The 17803-nt window shown below is 65.2% G+C and carries 15 protein-coding genes; 12 read left to right on the plus strand and 3 right to left on the minus strand.

All coding sequences use genetic code 11. The features are described 5' to 3' along the window. Positions 1-4 precede the first annotated feature (4 nt). The 3 genes from RAD16_RS37275 (at position 5) to RAD16_RS37285 (ending at position 4753) form a co-directional block, all read left to right on the plus strand. Positions 5-2098 (plus strand): methyl-accepting chemotaxis protein, encoded by a 2094-nt coding sequence (locus RAD16_RS37275; protein WP_458162850.1) that lies wholly within the window; start codon positions 5-7, stop codon positions 2096-2098. 145 nt (positions 2099-2243) lie between these two features. Continuing rightward, positions 2244-4112 carry a glutaminase A gene (gene glsA, locus RAD16_RS37280; protein WP_458162851.1) on the plus strand — a complete coding sequence of 623 codons (1869 nt, stop codon included), beginning with the start codon at positions 2244-2246 and terminating at the stop codon, positions 4110-4112. 188 nt (positions 4113-4300) lie between these two features. Next, positions 4301-4753: a universal stress protein gene (locus RAD16_RS37285; RefSeq protein ID WP_458162852.1), complete on the plus strand. Its 453-nt coding sequence runs from the start codon at positions 4301-4303 to the stop codon at positions 4751-4753. Positions 4754-4765: 12 nt separating this feature from the next. On the opposite strand, the gene RAD16_RS37290 is transcribed toward RAD16_RS37285, so the two are convergent. From RAD16_RS37290 to RAD16_RS37300, 3 genes are read right to left on the minus strand one after another with little or no spacing between them, the layout of a single operon-like run. Beyond that, positions 4766-5563 carry a substrate-binding domain-containing protein gene (locus RAD16_RS37290; RefSeq protein WP_458162853.1) on the minus strand — a complete coding sequence of 266 codons (798 nt, stop codon included), beginning with the start codon at positions 5561-5563 and terminating at the stop codon, positions 4766-4768. Between the two features lie 16 nt (positions 5564-5579). Next, positions 5580-6032 (minus strand): preQ(1) synthase, encoded by a 453-nt coding sequence (gene queF / locus RAD16_RS37295; RefSeq protein ID WP_074120056.1) that lies wholly within the window; start codon positions 6030-6032, stop codon positions 5580-5582. A 30-nt stretch (positions 6033-6062) separates the two neighbouring features. Further along, positions 6063-7034, minus strand: coding sequence for a Vgb family protein (locus tag RAD16_RS37300; RefSeq protein WP_458162854.1), 972 nt, complete (start codon positions 7032-7034; stop codon positions 6063-6065). A 174-nt stretch (positions 7035-7208) separates the two neighbouring features. Between RAD16_RS37300 and eno the strand changes: the two genes are divergently transcribed. From eno to pdhA, 9 genes are all read left to right on the plus strand, one after another. Next, entirely contained in the window at positions 7209-8492 is a 1284-nt protein-coding gene (gene eno, locus RAD16_RS37305; RefSeq protein WP_458162855.1) for a phosphopyruvate hydratase, read from the plus strand. 34 nt (positions 8493-8526) lie between these two features. Further along, positions 8527-9660, plus strand: a complete 1134-nt coding sequence (locus tag RAD16_RS37310; RefSeq protein ID WP_458162856.1) for a zinc-binding dehydrogenase — start codon at positions 8527-8529, stop codon at positions 9658-9660. A 115-nt stretch (positions 9661-9775) separates the two neighbouring features. Further along, entirely contained in the window at positions 9776-10774 is a 999-nt protein-coding gene (locus RAD16_RS37315) for an MBL fold metallo-hydrolase (RefSeq protein WP_458162857.1), read from the plus strand. Positions 10775-10967: 193 nt separating this feature from the next. Further along, the gene (locus RAD16_RS37320; protein WP_458162858.1) at positions 10968-11519 is read left to right on the plus strand and encodes an NADPH-dependent FMN reductase; all 552 of its coding nucleotides are present in this window, start codon (positions 10968-10970) and stop codon (positions 11517-11519) included. Positions 11520-11712: 193 nt separating this feature from the next. Then, positions 11713-12030, plus strand: a complete 318-nt coding sequence (locus tag RAD16_RS37325; protein WP_092028715.1) for an FtsB family cell division protein — start codon at positions 11713-11715, stop codon at positions 12028-12030. 220 nt (positions 12031-12250) lie between these two features. Next, positions 12251-13210 (plus strand): GAF domain-containing protein, encoded by a 960-nt coding sequence (locus RAD16_RS37330; protein WP_458162859.1) that lies wholly within the window; start codon positions 12251-12253, stop codon positions 13208-13210. Between the two features lie 257 nt (positions 13211-13467). Continuing rightward, positions 13468-14985 (plus strand): aldehyde dehydrogenase, encoded by a 1518-nt coding sequence (gene adh / locus RAD16_RS37335; protein ID WP_458162860.1) that lies wholly within the window; start codon positions 13468-13470, stop codon positions 14983-14985. Between the two features lie 155 nt (positions 14986-15140). Next, the gene (locus RAD16_RS37340) at positions 15141-16511 is read left to right on the plus strand and encodes a glycerophosphodiester phosphodiesterase family protein (RefSeq protein WP_458162861.1); all 1371 of its coding nucleotides are present in this window, start codon (positions 15141-15143) and stop codon (positions 16509-16511) included. Positions 16512-16765: 254 nt separating this feature from the next. Then, the gene (pdhA, locus tag RAD16_RS37345) at positions 16766-17788 is read left to right on the plus strand and encodes a pyruvate dehydrogenase (acetyl-transferring) E1 component subunit alpha (RefSeq protein WP_458162862.1); all 1023 of its coding nucleotides are present in this window, start codon (positions 16766-16768) and stop codon (positions 17786-17788) included. Positions 17789-17803: the final 15 nt, after the last annotated feature.

A 17803-nucleotide genomic window follows, 5' to 3' on the forward strand; every position in this document is an offset into this window, starting at 1 on the left:
GTCGATGCAAAAGCAGCGTTCGGTCGCCCGTATCCTCGGCGCGGTGGTTGGGTCTCTCGGTCTCGTCCTCGTCGTCATCTCGGCCTATGCGCTGAAGCTCGCGGTGACCCGCTACTCGGACAGCAACCGCATCGTCTCGCTCGCCATCGCCAGCCGCGACCTGACCAACACGCTGGTGATCTTCCGCCTCGAGCGCGGTGACACGCTGAGCTATCTGGCCTCGGGATCTCCCGCGCCCGACAGCGTCATGAAGAGCCTCGCCGAGCAGCGCGCCACCGTGCAGAAGAATTACGCGCAGGCCTTGGAGAGCCTTGCCGCCGCCGACGCCCCCGGTCTTGCCGAGAAACTCGACAAGCTCCGGGGCATCTGGGCGCAGCTCGAGGAGCTGCGGCCGCGCTCGGTCACGGCCTTGAAGCAGGAGAAGGCGGCGCGTGAAGCCAGCCTGACGCCGAGCTGGGCCAAGGTCAGCGACGCCTATATGGACGCGATCGGTGAGGTCACCGCCCATGTCGACAGCGCGATGACGCTGATCGACCCCGTGGTCGATCGCCTCCTGATCGCCAAGCAGGCCTCCTGGCAGGCCCGCGCCAATGCCGGCCAGACCATTCTCGTCCAGTTCTCCTCGATCCTTGCCAACAAGACCTGGACCGCCGCCGACGGCGTCACCTTCGCCGATCTGCGCGGCCGCATCCAGCAGTCCTGGCTGGTGGTGCGCGACCTCAGCCCGAACGTTGCCTCACCCGAATTGCTGCAGGCGATCCGCAATGCCGAGCCGGAAATCTCCGGCACGCTCAGCGACGAGCGCAATGCGATTGCGACCAAGCTGCTGGCCGGTGAGCCCGCCGGCGTCCCCGGCATCGAGTACCGCGACCGCCAGCTTGTCGGCGCCAACAACGTCGTCATCGTCACGCAGACCGCGCTCGCCAACATGATCTCGCGGGCCGAGGACGGCGCTTCGCGCGCACGCGTCAGCCTGATCCTGTTCGGCCTCCTGGTGCCGGCCTCGCTCGCGCTGACGGTAGGCGGCCTGTTCCTGATGCGCAACCGCGTCACCCGGCCGCTGACCGCGATCACCGGCGTCATGACCCGCTTTGCCGCGCATGATTTTGCCAGCGAGGTCCCGGGTCTCGACCGCAACGACGAGATCGGCCGCATGGCTTCCGCGCTGCAGGTGTTCAAGGACGCCATGATCAATGCCGAGCGCCTGTCTGGTGACCAGGCTGCCGAGCGCGCCGCTAAGGAGCAGCGCGCATCCGAAATGTCCGGTCTCGTGCGGCAGTTCGAAAGCCGGATCGGCCAGATGGTGCAGACGCTGTCGAACGCCTCGGGCGAGCTGGAGACGACGGCCCGCTCGATGTCGGGCACGGCGGCGGAGGCCCAGGCCCAGGCCGGCTCCGCCTCGACGCTGGCCGACCAGGTCGGCGGCGGCGTGCAGACGGTTGCGGCCGCAGCCGAAGAGCTCAACGCCTCGATCCGCGAGATCAACCGCCAGGTGGAGCAGGCGAGCCGCGCCACCGAGCATGCGGTCGTCACCGTCAAGGAGACCGACGGCACCATGCGTGCTCTCGCCGACGGTGCTGACCGCATCGGCGAGGTCATCGGCCTCATCACCTCGATCGCCGGCCAGACCAATCTGCTGGCGCTGAACGCGACCATCGAAGCGGCCCGCGCCGGTGAATCCGGCAGGGGCTTTGCGGTCGTGGCGAGCGAGGTGAAGAACCTGGCCTCGCAGACCGCAAAGGCCACCGAGGAGATCAGCGCACAGATCACCGAGATCCAGGGCGCGACGCAGAAGGCGGTCTCGGCCATCGACGGCATCGTCAAGACCATCGAGGAAGTCTCGAGCATCAACCGCGTTATCGCCGCGGCGATCGAGGAGCAGAACAAGGCGACGGCCGAGATCGCCAACACCGAGCAGCACACGGCGGAGGCCACCTCGACGGTGACGCGCAACATCGCAACCGTGTCGTCGGCGGCGAACGAGACCGGCCGCGCCGCGTCCGGCGTGCTGAAGGCAGCTGCAAACTTGTCGAGCCAGTCGACCTCGCTGACCTCAGAGGTGGACGGCTTCATCAGCAAGGTGAGGGCGGTGGCGTGAAGCAAAACGGTGCGATTTGATCGACGGGCCGCCGCAGCATCAGGCTGCGGCTGCAATCGTGCTTGAGCGTCACCGTGTCACGTCGGGCTTGGGTATACATGGCACGTGAATTGCTTCGATTTTGGGCAAATCGAGGTGTGAGATCGTGGACGCCCAGACCAGCCGTTCCAGCACAGCCGGCAAGATCTCGACCGGATACCACACCAGGCCACCGCTGCGCCGTTTCCTGACTGATTGCTACGAGGAATTCCGCGCCGATAAGTCGGGCGAGCTGGCCGACTATATTCCCGAACTCACGCGTGCCAATCCGGACCATTTTGGCATCGCGCTCGTCACCATCGACGGCCATGTCTACGAGGTCGGCGACAGCGCCGTGCCGTTCACGATCCAGTCGGTCTCGAAGGCCTTCGTCTTCGCGCTGGCGCTGGAGATGGTCGGCGAGGAGCGCGTCGCGGCCACGATCGGCGTCGAGCCGAGCGGCGAGGCCTTCAACTCGATCCGGCTCACCAACGACAACCGGCCGTTCAACCCGATGGTCAACGCCGGCGCGATCGCCTGCTCGGGCCTGATCTACCAGGTTGACGGGAAGGGGGCGTTCGAGCGCGTCCGCGCAAAACTCAGCCAGTTCGCCGGCCGCGAGCTCGGCGTCGACGAGGCCGTGCATGCCTCGGAGACGGCGACCGGCAACCGCAACCGGGCCATTGCCTGGCTGCTGCGGAATTACGCGGTGCTGCCCGACGACGTCGACGCCGTGCTCGAGGTCTATTTCCGCCAATGCGCCATCCTGGTCACCGCTCGCGATCTTGCGGTGATGGCGGCGACGCTCGCCAATCGCGGCGTCAATCCGGTGACGGGCGTGCAGGTGATCACGCCGCACATCGTCGCGCGCACGCTGTCGGTGATGACGAGCTCGGGCATGTACGACTATGCCGGGGAGTGGACCTACCGCGTCGGCATTCCCGCCAAGAGCGGCGTCGGCGGCGGCATCGTCGCGGCGCTGCCGTCGCAGCTCGGGCTCGGAACCTTCTCGCCGCTGCTCGACAACCATTTCAACAGCGCGCGCGGCTTGAAGGTTTGCGAGGCGCTGTCGGCGCGGTTCGACCTGCACATGCTCAACCGCAATGCCGACGTCCGCACCAGCATCATGGCGGATTACGACATCTACGGCATCTCCTCGCGCCGCAGCCGCCAGCCGCACGAGCAGCAGATCCTCGACGAGCGCCACAGCGACATCCGCGTGCTCGAGCTGGTCGGCGCGATGAATTTCGGCACCATCGACTATTTGACGCGACGGCTCACCAGCGAGCCGCCGAACGCGCCGCTGCTCATCATCGACTTCCGCCGCGTTCCCGACATCACCGCGGCCGGCGCGGAGCTACTCGGTGAGACCCTGACCGCGCTCGGCAATGCCGGCGTCACCACGATCCTGTCAGGCCTCGAGGAGACGTCCGCGGTGTGGTCGGCGATCGCCGCGCGCACGGGCGAGCCGCGCCGGTTGCGCCGCTTCGCCCTGCTTGATGACGCCATCGAATGGGCCGAGGATCAGGTGATCTATCGTTCCGGCGGCTTCACCGACGTGAAGGAGAGCGCGCATCTCGGCAATCAGGCGCTGCTGGCCGAGCTCGACGCCGACGAGATCGCTGCGATCGTCGAACTGTCCTCCACGCGCCACTATGCGGCCGGCCAGCGCATCATCGCGGCCGGCGAGCCCGCCAACTCGCTGTTCTTTCTCCAGAGCGGCATGGTCAGCGTCAAGCTGCGCAGCGGCGTGCGGCTGGCCTCGCTCGGCCCCGGCATGGAATTCGGCGAGATGGCGATCCTGGAGAAAAGCCGCAGCGCCGACGTCTTTGCCGACACGCCCGTCACCTGCCTCGAACTGCCGCTCGACAGTTTTGCCGATTACCGGCGTCTGCACCCGGACGCGTCGCTGAAGATCATGCGCAACCTCGCCGCCATCCTGGCGCGGCGGCTGGTCGCCGCGAACGCGAAGGTCGATCTGCTCAGCGCGTATTAATTTGCCCTGTCAGCCGGGATCAGCTCCATGCCGCCGGCGATGATCGCGTCGCTGCGCCAAGAGCCTAGGGCCACGAGCTGAGATATCGAGATTAAGACAAAAGCGAATGGACCGGCGGCGAGGATCGGATCATATTCGCAGGCATCACTTGCGAGGGCATAGGGGGGGCAGCAGCAGGGAGCCACCGAATGTACGCCAATATTCTCATGAGCACCGATGGTTCGGATGTCGCAAGAAGAGGCGTCGAGCATGGGATTGCTCTGGCGAAAGCCTTGAACGCCAAAGCGACAATCGTCACCGTCACTGAAGCGCTGCCGATCGATTTTGGCGGCGGGCACGACTCGGGATGGGTTCCCTCGCAGGCAGAGTTTGATAGTTTTGACGCGGCCTGCAGGGAGCGGGCAGGTAGAGTCCTCCATGAGGCTCGGACCATGGCCGAGCGGAGCGGGCTGTCGGTCGAACTCCTGCACGTTCCGAACTCGCACCCGGCCACTGCGATTGTCGAGACGGCAAAGTCCAGAGGCTGCGATTTGATCGTCATGGCTTCGCATGGGCGTCGCGGCCTCAGGAAGTTGTTTTTGGGCAGTCAAACCTCCGAGGTCCTCGTGAACGGCAGCGTGCCGGTCTTGGTCGTGCCGTAGGACGGGACCCCGCTATTTCGTCCCGTCAGCCGGGATCGGCTCCATGCCGCTGGCGATGATCGTATCGCGCGCGGCGGGAGAAGCGAGGAACTTGATCAGGGCCCGGCCGGCCTCGGGTTCCTTCGAGCCGGCGGCGATGCCGGCGGAGAAGATCGTGATCTTCTGCAATTCGTTCGGCAGCGGTCCCACGATGTCGATACCCTTGACGGGCTTCAGCTCGCTGATCTGCTGAAAGCCAAGTTCGGCCTCGCCATGCGCGACGATCTCGCCGACCGGCGTTGCCGGAATCTTACGCGCCTTGTCCTTCATGACATCGGCGATGCCGAGCTTGTCGAACATCTCGGTCGAGACGTAGACGCCGCTGGCGCTGTCGGAATAGGCGATCGTCTTCGCCGCCAGCAGCGCGCGCTTGACCGCCTCCACCGAGCTGATGTCCGGCTTCGGCGCGCCCGACTTCACGGCAACCCCGATCGGCGATTTGGTGAGATCGACCTGGCTGCCGGCCACGACCTTGCCCTTGCCGGCGAGGTCGGTGAGGGCATAGCCCACCATGATCAGGACATCGGCCGGCTCACCGCGCTCGAGCCGGACCGGGATCGCATTGGTGGTGGTCCCCATCGACGGCCCGTAGGCGGTCACGACCTTGTTGCCGGTGGCCTTCTCGAACTCCGGCACCAGCGCCTGATAGGCGGCCGTCAGACCGCCGGAGATCATCACCCTGACGTCCGCAGCTTCGGCCGCGCCGGTGAGCCACAGGGCGCCCAGAAGACCCAGCGCAGTGTTGCGGAATGTTGTTGATAGCGATGTCATCGTCATGTCTCTCCAGCTAGCCCCGTCCGCGATAGGGTGCGACGCCTTGCTCGGGCACCCACAGGCCTTTCGGCACACGGCCGGTCTGCCAGAACACGTCGATGGGAATTCCGCCGCGCGGATACCAGTAGCCGCCGATGCGCAGCCATTTCGGCTTGATCTCGCTTGCGATGCGCTTGCCGATCATCACGGTGCAGTCCTCGTGGAAGGCGCCGTGGTTGCGGAAGCTCGCGATATAGAGTTTCAGCGATTTCGACTCCAGCAGCCATTGGCCGGGCGCGTAGTCGATCATCAGATGGGCGAAATCCGGCTGGCCCGTGACCGGGCAGAGCGAGGTGAATTCCGGCACGGTGAAGCGGACCAGATAATCGGTGCCGGCTTGCGGATTGGGCACGCGGTCGAGCTGAGCTTCTTCCGGCGTATGCGGCCACTCGACCGCGCGGCCGAGCTGGAGGGATTTTTTCGCCATCGTGTTTTGCGTCCTGTTGGGGACGCTTCTTTAGGCGATCGTCTGTATCATGACCACCCGATCGTTGCCGGATTCGCAGCCCCAGAGCTCGCCGGGACGGCCGTCGAGCTGGCGAACATTGGCATTGGCCTTGTCGCTGGCGAAGACGTTGAACCGCTCGGTCGTGGGATCGAAGCGGAGAATCGCGTTGGCCGAGAAATCGGTCAGCCAGACCTTGTCCCTGTCATCGACATAAACGGCGTAGGCGCGGGGGCGCTCGCCCGGCAGCTTCCAGGTCTTCCAGGAACCGTCCGCGGGATCGTGCACCGAGACATGGCCGCTGTTCCACTCGCTGACCCAGATCCGGTTCTTCGAATCCGACCAGACCCGGCGCGAGCCCTGGCCGGGCGTCGGCGGCTCGACCACGCCGGCATGGCCGGTCGCAACATCGATCTTCGCGATGTAGCTGCCGGCGAGTGAGGCGTACCAGACATCGCCCTTGGGCGTGACCGTGATGCCGTACGGGCCGATGCCCTTTGGCGCCTTGAACACGTTCATCTCGCCCGATTTCGGCGCGAGCCGGCCGTAATAGCCGGACTGGCCGGTGAACCAGTAGGTACCGGCCTTGTCGAACACGCCAGTGTTGAGATTGGCGTCGGCGAACTTTTCCGGCAGGCGGAACAGCGTGACCTTGAGATCGCCAGGATCGACCCGCGCGATCGCGTTCTGGCCGCCTTCGGTGATCCAGGGGGCGCCGTCGGGGCCGATCGTCACGCCATGCGGGGCGGCACCCTGGCCGAGGCTGACCGTCTTGAAGGTGCCATCCTTCGGGTCAAGCCTGCCAAGCATGCCCTTGCCCTGCGCCGTGAACCAGACGGCGCCGTCAGCGGCGGGGGCAAGGTCGTGCAGGCCGATGCCGGCGCTGATGGGGAAATATTTTGTCCGGAACGGGCCTTCCTGCGCGAAACCTGGGCGGACGGCGAGGACGGCGGTGCTCGAGGCAAGAAACTGGCGGCGATTCATGGCGTTACCCCGGCTGTTTCAGATTGAGGTTGGACGCGCAGATCAGGCGCCGTCAAGTTTAGTCCTGGGTACTTCGCGCGTCAGTCGAAGCCGGCCGTCCAAGCGTTCACATTTGCTTGCGCTCCGTGTAAGACCCGCGTCACCGATCAGCCCTAACGAACGGAAGTGCACATCATGACCGCCATCATCGACATCATCGGACGCGAAATTCTCGACAGCCGTGGCAACCCCACCGTCGAGGTCGACGTCGTGCTGGAAGATGGCGCGCTCGGCCGCGCCGCCGTGCCGTCCGGCGCCTCCACCGGCGCCCATGAGGCGGTCGAGCTGCGCGACGGCGACAAGGCCCGCTATCTCGGCAAGGGCGTCACCAAGGCCGTCGGCGCCGTCAACGGCGAGATCTTCGAGGCGCTGAGCGGCCTCGACGTCGAGCAGCAGGCCCAGATCGACCAGATCATGATCGAGCTCGACGGCACTGCGAACAAGAGCCGGCTCGGCGCCAACGCCATCCTCGGCGTCTCGCTCGCTTGCGCCAAGGCGGCGGCGAACTCGCTCGACATGCCGCTCTATCGTTACGTCGGCGGCACCTCGGCGCGGCTCTTGCCGGTGCCGATGATGAACATCATCAATGGCGGCGTGCACGCCGACAATCCGATCGACTTCCAGGAGTTCATGATCCTGCCGGTCGGCGCGTCCTCCTTCGCCGAGGGCCTGCGCTACGGCGCCGAAGTCTTCCACACGCTGAAGTCGGAGCTGAAGAAGGCCGGCCACAACACCAATGTCGGCGACGAGGGCGGTTTTGCTCCGAACCTGCCGTCGGCCGACGCCGCGCTCGAATTCGTCATGAACGCGATCGGCAAGGCCGGCTACAAGGCAGGCACCGACATCGTGCTCGGCCTCGACTGCGCCTCGACCGAGTTCTTCAAGGACGGCAAGTACGTCTATGAAGGCGAGGGCAAGACCCGTTCGATCTCCGAGCAGGCGAAGTACCTGGCAGACCTCGTCTCGCGCTATCCCATCGTCACCATCGAGGACGGCATGTCCGAAGACGACATGGACGGCTGGAAGGAGCTCACTGATCTCATCGGCAAGAAGTGCCAGCTCGTCGGCGACGACCTGTTCGTCACCAACGTCAAGCGCCTCGCCGAAGGCATCAAGGCCGGCCGCGCCAACTCGATCCTGATCAAGGTCAACCAGATCGGCACGCTGACCGAGACGCTCGCCGCCGTCGAGATGGCACACAAGTCGGGCTATACCTCGGTGATGTCGCACCGTTCCGGCGAGACCGAGGATTCCACCATCGCCGATCTCGCGGTCGCCACCAATTGCGGTCAGATCAAGACCGGCTCCCTTGCGCGTTCCGATCGCACCGCCAAATACAACCAGCTCCTCCGCATCGAGCAGCAGCTTGGCAAGCAGGCGCTCTACGGCGGCAAGGCGGCACTGAAGGCGCTGGCATAAGCCAGCGCTCGAACAAACACAGGGGAGGATCGACATGAGCGACGGCAAGACCGGACTGCAACTGCGTTCGCTGATCAAGAAGAGCGGTGAGCTCGAGATCTCGCTCGTCGACGTGCCGACTCCCGAGCCCGCGGACGACGAGGTCGTCGTCCGCGTCGAAGCGGCGCCGATCAACCCGTCCGACCTCGGCCTGCTCGTCGGCGCCGCCGATATGAGCACGGCCAAGGCGTCCGGTACCAAGGAGGCGCCCGTCATCACCGCGAAGGTGCCTGACGGTGCGATGCGCGCGATGGGCGCGCGGATCGACCAGTCCCTGCCGGTCGGCAATGAAGGCGCCGGCATCGTCATCAAGACCGGCGCATCGGACGCTGCGAAGGCGCTGATGGGCAAGACCGTCGCGATGATCGGCGGTGCCATGTACGCGCAATACCGGACCCTGAAGGCCAGGGACTGCCAGCCGCTGCCCGAGGGCACCACGGCGGCGGAGGGCGCGTCCTGGTTCGTCAATCCGCTCACCGCGCTCGGCATGACCGAGACGATGCGGCGCGAAGGCCACAAGGCCCTGGTGCACACTGCGGCCGCCTCCAATCTCGGCCAGATGCTGAACAAGATCTGCCTCGCCGACGGCATCGCGCTGGTGAACATCGTGCGCAGCCAGGAGCAGGCGGACATCCTGAAGAAGATCGGCGCCAAACACGTCGTCGATTCCAGCAAGCCGACCTTCCTGGACGATCTCACCAATGCGCTGGTCGAGACCGGCGCCACCATCGCCTTCGACGCCATCGGCGGCGGCAAGCTTGCCGGCGACATCCTCAACTGCATGGAAATCGCGATCAACAAGACCGCCAAGGAATACAGCCGCTACGGCTCCAGCGTGCACAAGCAGGTCTATGTCTACGGCGCGCTCGACATCCGTCCGATCGAGCTGCCGCGCGGCTTCGGCATGGCCTGGGGTGTCGGCGGCTGGCTCTTGACCCCGTTCCTCCAGAAGATCGGTCCGGCCGATATCGGACGGCTCCGTCAGCGCGTCGTGAACGAACTGAAGACCACCTTCGCCAGCCATTACACCAAGGTGGTGTCGTTGCCCGAGACGCTCGATCCCGCCAATATCGCGGTCTACGCCAAACGTGCTACCGGCGAAAAATTCCTCATCAACCCAAATAAATAATCGTGGCGCGCGACGGCGCGTGACCGAAAGAAGGTCTTGCCTTCCGAGCGAAGCGGGAGATTATTCCGCCGCCATTGAAAGCGGAAAACCGCATGGCTCAGAAGGGGACCTCTCCATGACCGATCTCAATCGCCGTCATCTGCTCGCAGGCGCGGCCGCCGTCGGTGCGGCTGCCGTCACCGGCCTCCGGCCGACCGCCAGCAATGCCGCAGTGCCGCAGGCCGGCACGCAGGCGCCGGGCTTCTACCGCTACAAGGTCGGCAGCTTCGAATGCACCTCGATCAACGACGGTGCGCGCACCTTCCCGATGCCGGACAAGTTCGTCGTCAATGCGCCCAAGGACGAGGCGCTGGCCGCGGGCGAGGCCGCTTACATGCCCAAGGGCATGGTCACCGTGCCGTTCAATCCGCAGCTCATCAACACCGGCTCGAAGCTGGTGCTGATCGATGCCGGCAACGGCGTCGCCAACCTCGAGCCCAGCAAGGGCGCGGTCGGCCGCACCCTGCAGAACCTTCAGGCCGCAGGCGTCGATCCCAAGAGCATCGACATCGTGCTGCTCTCGCATCTGCATCCCGACCACACCAACGGCATTCGTTTGGCCGATGGCGCGCTCGCCTTCCCGAACGCCGAGATCATGGTGCCCGGCAAGGACTGGGAGTTCTGGACCAGCGAGGACAATGCCGCCAAGGCCGAGTCCAACGCGATGATGAAGAACTACTTCGCCAACGTGAAGAAGACCTTTGCCGGTCTCGAATCCAAGGTGACGAAGTACGAGTGGGGCAAGGAGGTCGCGCCGGGCGTCACTTCGATCGCGACGCCGGGCCATACGCCGGGTCACACCTCGTTCGCGGTCGCCTCGGGCGATGCGAAAGTCCTGATCCAGTCCGATGTCACCAACATCCCGGAATTCTTCCTGCGCAATCCGGACTGGCACGTGATGTTCGACACCGATGCCGCGATGGCGCAGGCGACGCGCCACAAGTTCTACGACATGGCGGCCGCCGAGAAGGCCACCGTGATCGGCTTCCACTTCACCTTCCCCTCGGTCGGGCATGTCGAGAAGGACGGCGCGAAGTATCGCCTGATCCCGTCGGCATGGAATCCGACGATCTGATCGAGACGATAGATTTCCAGGTAAGATCAGGCCGCCTTCGGGCGGCCTGATTGTTTTGAGATCTCGTAGCCCGACCATCTGCTTTCCAGAAACGCAGCGTTTCCAAATCGGACCGGTTCATGCACTTGCATCCATTGATCCGGATCGATTAAGTGCCGCCCGGCACTCCCGCTCAAGCCCTCAAGGACATTCCATGGCCTACAACATCGTCGTGATCGCCGGCAGCCTTCGCAAGGACAGCTTTTCGCTGAAGATCGCCAACGCGCTCGCCAAGCTCGCGCCGGCCTCGCTCAAGCTCGAGGTCGTTACCCCCGCGGGCATTTCGTTCTTCAACCAGGACCTCGAGGGCGCGCCGCCCGCCGACTGGCTGGCCTTCCGCGACAAGCTGCAGAAGTCCGACGGCGTCATCTTCGTCACTCCCGAATACAACCGCGCCATCCCCGGCGCGCTGAAGAACGCCATCGACGTCGCCTCGCGCCCCTATGGCAAGAGCTCGTTCAACGGCAAGCCGGTCGGCATCATCTCGAACTCGCCGGGCCCGCTCGGTGGCGTCAGCGCCGCCAAGACGCTGCAGAACATCCTGCCGGGCATCACCGGCCCGATCATGCAGCAGCCGGAGACCTACCTGACCGCCGTCGGCGACGCCTTCGACGCGAACGGCGATCTGACCAAGGACGCGCTGAAGGGCGTGCTTCAGGCGTACATCGACGCCTTCGCCGCGCACGTCGCGAAGCATCACGGCTGAGGCTGACCCCGCGGCCACAAATTCGGTCCTCATTCTGAGGAGACCGCGCAGCGGTCGTCTCGAAGGATGGCCGCGGGGACGGTCGGGCCTGCGTGGTTCGAGACGGCGCTTCGCGCCTCCTCACCATGAGGGTCTGGCAGGGAAATGGTGTGGGGTTAGCGCGCCCTTAACCAAGTTGCCCCATCTTCCCAAGATGGTCTCCCGTGCGCGCCTGAAATCGATCCTGACCGGCCTTGCCCTCTATGCGATGGCGGCCGCAATCGTCGGCTATTTCGGCGTCAACGCCTATACCGGCAAATACGGCCTCAACGCCCGTCAGGAACTCGACCAGGAGATCATCGCGCTGACCAGCGAGCTGGCGCAGCTCAAGCGCGAGCGCGCCCGGAGCGAGCAGCGCGTCTCGCTGCTGCGTTCCGCGCGGATCGATCCCGACATGCTCGACGAGCGCGCACGGTTCCAGCTCGACTATGTCAATCCGCACGATCTCGTCCGGATGATCCCTCAGAACTAGCGTTTCCGCGCGTTTCGAAACCGAGACCGAAAACCGGCGCCGCGACCGGCTGCCTGCCTTCGTCGCCACACCGAAAGTTGCAAGGCCGCAGCCGCGATGCCGCCTTGACGGCGCGGCGCCCGCGGGGGCATGGCTTGTCCGGCGCGCTGCCCCCCAGGATTGACGGAGATCAATCGGTCCGCGCCGGCACGTCCTAGATTGCCACCCGGAGGAAACGGTGATGAATGGGCAAGCTCCCCAGCATCACGCGGCCCGCGTCGAGGCCGCCATTGCATCAGGCCAGGCGGCCCGGTCCGCGCTCGTGGCCTCATGGCGCCGTTCGTCCCGACTGCATCATCTCGACCCCTCCGGCCGCGGCCTGCCGCAGCGGCTGACGGAAGCGGAACTGCGCGAAGCCCGCGAGTGCATCGCGCCGCTGCTGGCGGCCGCGCAAGGCGCCATGGACCGGCTCTATCAGGCCGTTGGAGCGGCCGGCTGCTGCGTGCTGCTGGCCGACGGCGAGGGGGTCCCGGTCGACCGTCGCGGCACGCCGGCGGACGACGCGACGTTCCAATCCTGGGGCCTGTGGACCGGTGCGCTGTGGAGCGAGGAGCACGAGGGCACCAATGGCATCGGCACCTGCGTCGTCGAGCAGCGGCCGCTGACGATCGACCGCGACCAGCACTTCTTCACCCGCAACACGCTTCTGAGCTGCACCGCGGTTCCGATCTACGACCATGAGGCGGCCTTCGCCGGCGTGCTCGATGTCTCCTCCTGCCGCGCCGACCGCACCGACGCGTTTTCCAATCTGATCGCGCTCGCCACAGGCGAGGCAGCAAGGCGCATCGAGGCCGACCTGTTTCGCCGCGCCTTCGCCCATGCCCGCATCGTGCTGACGCAAGGCCCGGACGGCCAGTCCATCGGCCTCGTCGCGGTCGATGCGGACGATCTCGTGATCGGCGCGACCCGCACCGCCCGGGCGGCACTCGGGATCGCACCGGGCAGGGCGCTGCAGCCGGTGCCCGCGGCCGATCTGCTCGGTGGCGACACCGCGCGTGACCACCTTGCCGGCGGCCAGCGCGCGGTGTTGCAGCGAGCGCTGCTCCGTGCCGGCGGCAACGTGTCGGCCGCCGCAAAAGCCCTCGGCGTCAGCCGCGCCACGCTGCACCGGAAGCTGAAGCGGTTCGAGATCAAGCACTGAACTTCAGTCGTCATTGCGAGCGCAGCGAAGCAATCCAGGATCTTTCCGCGGAGGGACTCTGGATTGCTTCGCTGCGCTCGCAATGACGATGTGGAGTCCGCAAACGTCCCATCTCCCCCGCGACTGTCGCAGAACTGCGACACTCCCGCCCGGCCATCGCTCCCGCCTGGGCTGACAGACATCACCTCCCGCGAGATCGTCGGCGCAAGTCGTGAACACACGACGGATCGCGCAAACAGCAACATCGGGAGTGAGCAATGAACAAGGTGGAATTCCTCGGCGTCACCCAAAGCCCCTTCGCCGAACGCTACGACAATTTCATCGGCGGCAAGTTCACAGCGCCGATCGCGGGCAAATATTTCGACAATGCCTCGCCGGTGAACGGCCAGATCGTCTGCAAGATCGCGCGCTCCGACGCGCAGGACGTCCAGGCGGCCCTCGACGCGGCGCATGCCGCCAAGGGCGCGTGGGGACGCACCAGCGTCGCCGAGCGTGCCGCGATCCTGAACCGGATCGCCGACCGCATGGAGGAGAATCTCGAGCGCCTTGCGGTTGCCGAGACCTGGGATAATGGCAAGCCGATCCGCGAGACCCGCGCCGCCGACCTGCCGCTCGCGATCGATCACTTCCGCTATTTCGCCGGCGTCGTGCGCGCGCAGGAAGGCTCGATCGGCGAGATCGACCACGACACCATCGCCTATCATTTCCACGAGCCGCTTGGCGTGGTCGGCCAGATCATCCCCTGGAACTTCCCGCTGCTGATGGCGTGCTGGAAGCTCGCCCCCGCGCTGGCGGCCGGCAATTGCGTCGTGCTCAAGCCGGCCGAGCAGACCCCAGCCTCGATCATGGTCTGGGCCGAGATCATCGGCGACTTGCTTCCGCCCGGCGTCCTCAACATCATCAACGGCTTTGGCCTCGAGGCCGGCAAGCCGCTCGCCTCCAGCCCGCGCATCGCCAAGATCGCCTTCACCGGCGAGACCTCGACGGGCCGGCTGATCATGCAATATGCCAGCCAGAACCTCATTCCTGTCACGCTGGAGCTCGGCGGCAAATCGCCGAACATCTTCTTCAGCGACGTCACCGCCGAGGACGACGATTTCTTCGACAAGGCGATCGAGGGCTTCGTCATGTTCGCGCTGAACCAGGGCGAGGTCTGCACCTGTCCAAGCCGGGCGCTGGTCCATGCCGGCATCTACGACCGCTTCATGGAGCGGGCGCTCAAGCGCGTCGCCGCCATCAAGCAGGGCGATCCGCGCGTGGCCGACACCATGATCGGCGCGCAGGCTTCCGGCGAGCAGCTCGCGAAAATCCTCTCCTATATCGATATCGGCAAGCAGGAGGGCGCCAAGGTGCTCGCGGGCGGCGGACGCGCCGAGCTCGCCGGCGATCTCTCGGGCGGCTTCTACGTCCAGCCGACCGTGTTCGAGGGCCACAACAAGATGCGGATCTTCCAGGAGGAGATCTTTGGCCCCGTCGTCTCGGTCACGACGTTCAAGACCGACGACGAAGCGCTCGCGATTGCCAACGACACGCTCTACGGCCTTGGTGCCGGTGTCTGGAGCCGCGATGCCAACCGCTGCTACCGCTTCGGCCGGGCCATCCAGGCCGGCCGGGTCTGGACCAACTGCTACCACGCCTATCCCGCGCATGCGGCGTTCGGCGGCTACAAGCAGTCCGGCGTCGGCCGCGAGACCCACAAGATGATGCTCGATCACTACCAGCAGACCAAAAACCTCTTGGTCAGCTACAGCCCGAAGAAGCTCGGCTTCTTCTGATCGAAGATGTGATCGGGCAGGAGAGAGCGCCCGTTCCATCGTCATCCATCTGTCAGAGTCTTCGGACAAGACGGCAGCGCCGCACCCATCCGGGTTCGGCGCTGCTGGCGTTCGAGGCGATGCCAGGCAAAGACGGAGGCTTGGCGATGCGGAACATGCGTTCACGACGGACAATGTATGTCGGAGCGATGCTGCTCGGCGCAGTGGTGCTTCCGCTGTCGATGGCCTTCGCGCAGACCGCTGCCGCGCCGTCAGGCGCAAAACCCTTCCTGACCGTCGATGGCAAGGCGCCGCTCGTCCTCGGACATCGTGGCCTGCCGGGACTGGTGCCGGAGGAGACCGAAGCCTCGTATGATCTTGCGGCCGCCGTCGGGACCGACGCGTTCGAAGAGGATCTGCACCTGACCAAGGACTGCGTCCTGGTCGTGCGCCATAACCCCTGGCTGAGCGACAACACCAATGTCGCCGAGGTGGCGAAGACCAATGCATCCGTGGCTGCGCGCAAGCGCACCGTGCCCGGCGTGCGTGTCAAGGCGCCGGCTTCGCCCAGCGCGCCTGCCGATTATCTGACCGATCTCACCGATCCCTCCGATCCGAAATCGGTGCTGAAGTCATTGATCGTGGACGGCGAGGATCACACCAACGACTGGTCGATCACCGATTTCACCATGGCCGAGCTGAAGACGTTGATCGGCGGCACCACCTATGACGCGGCCAACGAGCGGCCGAAAGTCTTTAACGGCAAGCTCCCGATCATCAGCTTCCAGGACGTCATCGACATCGCCAAGGCCAGGAGCAAGGAGACCGGCCGTTCCATCCTCGTCTATCCCGAGACCAAGAACCCGACCTGGAACAACGCCCAGGCCATCGCCAATGGCTGCGGCGCGCCCGGCAGCCGCCCGCTCGAGGATGCCCTGATCAAGATCATTGGGGATAACGGCCTCAACACCAAGGATGCGCCCATCCTGGTCCAGAGCTTCGAGCCCGGCAGCCTGAAATATATGCGCAGCCATGGGCTCCAGACGCGGCAGGTCCAGTTGATCGACGGCAACGGCATCGATTTCAAAACCGGCAAGGTCCTCCTCAACAACATCACGAGTTCGCGTCCGTTCGACTGGACGGTGGCGGGCGATGCGCGCCTCTACGATGCGATGCTGACCCCGGAGGGCCTTGCCGAGATCAAGACCTATGCCGACGGCATCGGTCCGTGGAAGGCCTATATCGTTCCGCTCAAGATCGCGCCGTGGAAGGACAGCAATGCCGACGGCACGCCCTACAAGGGATCGACGCCGGAGGCCTCGACCCAGGATGCGACCAGCCTCGTCACCGACGCGCACAAGCTCGGCCTGTTCGTGCATGTCTTCACGTTCCGGAACGAGAAGAAATATCTCGCTGCCGACTATCGCGGCGATCCTAGCCTTGAATATCTCAAATTTTTCCGGCTTGGCGTCGATGGGGTCTTCAGCGACTTCACGCATACCGGCGTTGCCGCCCGCGCAGCGTATTTGCGCGAGCTGGGCTGGTAGCCGGCACGGCGATTCGGACACTCGCAGGGGCTTGGACCCGTCGCTCAACGTGTCCGAATTTCATTCCGCGGCGGCACGCGCCAGCTCTGCTGGCGGGTGAGCTAAAGTTGCCTGATCAAGCCTAAAGGTTTTGCAAAGTTTCCATCACGTTGCAGTGCGGCATAATGAAAGTCGTGCCATGTCGCCGCGGTGCTTTCCAAGGGCGTTTGACTTGGGTTAGAGAGGGCTGAAGTTTTCTCTGACCCGGAATTCCCATGGCCGCACCCAAGAAAGCCGCCGCAGGCGCTGTACAGCACAAGACCGACGGCGGCTCGCCCCCGGAATTCACCAAGGAGGAGGAGTTTAAGGCGCTCCGCGAGATGCTCCTGATCCGGCGGTTCGAGGAAAAGGCCGGCCAGCTCTACGGCATGGGTGCGATCGGCGGCTTCTGCCATCTCTATATCGGCCAGGAGGCCGTGGTGGTCGGCATGCAGATGGCCCTCAAGGAGGGCGATCAGGTCATCACCGGCTATCGCGATCACGGTCATATGCTGGCCACCGGCATGGATGCCAACGGCGTCATGGCCGAGCTCACGGGCCGCCGCGGCGGTTATTCCAAGGGCAAGGGCGGCTCCATGCACATGTTCAGCAAGGAGAAGCACTTCTACGGCGGCCACGGCATCGTCGGTGCGCAGGTCTCGCTCGGTACGGGTCTGGCGTTCGCCAACCACTATCGTGGTAACGACAATGTCAGCGTCACCTATTTCGGCGACGGCGCGGCCAACCAGGGCCAGGTCTATGAGAGCTTCAATATGGCGGAGCTCTGGAAGCTGCCGGTGATCTACGTCATCGAGAACAACCGTTACGCCATGGGCACTTCGGTCTCGCGCGCCTCGGCGCAGCAGGATTTCTCCAAGCGCGGCGCGTCCTTCAACATCCCCGGTAAGCAGGTCGACGGCATGGACGTTCGCGCCGTCAAGGCTGCGGGCGAGGAGGCCGCGACCTGGTGCCGCGCCGGCAAGGGCCCCTTCATCCTGGAAATGCAGACCTACCGCTATCGCGGCCACTCGATGTCCGACCCGGCGAAATACCGCACGCGCGAGGAGGTCGAGAAGGTCCGCCACGACCAGGACCCGATCGAGCAGGTGCGCAACCGCCTGCTCGCCGCCAAGGTGAGCGAGGCCGATCTCAAGGCGATCGACGCCGAGGTGCGCGACATCGTCAACGCGTCCGCCGACTTCGCCCAGCATGATCCCGAGCCGGAAGCCGCCGAGCTCTGGACCGACGTTTACCGCTGAACGCGCGCAAGCTTT

It is taken from the genome of Bradyrhizobium sp. 18BD (genome assembly GCF_054185225.1).

Bases quoted from the DNA above. Each gene is read 5' to 3' on its own strand.
- RAD16_RS37275 (WP_458162850.1), top strand. From the start codon at position 5: ATGCAAAAGCAGCGTTCGGTCGCCCGTATCCTCGGCGCGGTGGTTGGG.
- RAD16_RS37285 (WP_458162852.1), top strand. From the start codon at position 4,301: ATGTACGCCAATATTCTCATGAGCACCGATGGTTCGGATGTCGCAAGA.
- RAD16_RS37290 (WP_458162853.1), bottom strand. From the start codon at position 5,563: ATGACATCGCTATCAACAACATTCCGCAACACTGCGCTGGGTCTTCTG.
- queF (WP_074120056.1), bottom strand. From the start codon at position 6,032: ATGGCGAAAAAATCCCTCCAGCTCGGCCGCGCGGTCGAGTGGCCGCAT.
- RAD16_RS37300 (WP_458162854.1), bottom strand. From the start codon at position 7,034: ATGAATCGCCGCCAGTTTCTTGCCTCGAGCACCGCCGTCCTCGCCGTC.
- eno (WP_458162855.1), top strand. From the start codon at position 7,209: ATGACCGCCATCATCGACATCATCGGACGCGAAATTCTCGACAGCCGT.
- RAD16_RS37310 (WP_458162856.1), top strand. From the start codon at position 8,527: ATGAGCGACGGCAAGACCGGACTGCAACTGCGTTCGCTGATCAAGAAG.
- RAD16_RS37315 (WP_458162857.1), top strand. From the start codon at position 9,776: ATGACCGATCTCAATCGCCGTCATCTGCTCGCAGGCGCGGCCGCCGTC.
- RAD16_RS37320 (WP_458162858.1), top strand. From the start codon at position 10,968: ATGGCCTACAACATCGTCGTGATCGCCGGCAGCCTTCGCAAGGACAGC.
- RAD16_RS37325 (WP_092028715.1), top strand. From the start codon at position 11,713: ATGGTCTCCCGTGCGCGCCTGAAATCGATCCTGACCGGCCTTGCCCTC.
- RAD16_RS37330 (WP_458162859.1), top strand. From the start codon at position 12,251: ATGAATGGGCAAGCTCCCCAGCATCACGCGGCCCGCGTCGAGGCCGCC.
- adh (WP_458162860.1), top strand. From the start codon at position 13,468: ATGAACAAGGTGGAATTCCTCGGCGTCACCCAAAGCCCCTTCGCCGAA.
- RAD16_RS37340 (WP_458162861.1), top strand. From the start codon at position 15,141: ATGCGTTCACGACGGACAATGTATGTCGGAGCGATGCTGCTCGGCGCA.
- pdhA (WP_458162862.1), top strand. From the start codon at position 16,766: ATGGCCGCACCCAAGAAAGCCGCCGCAGGCGCTGTACAGCACAAGACC.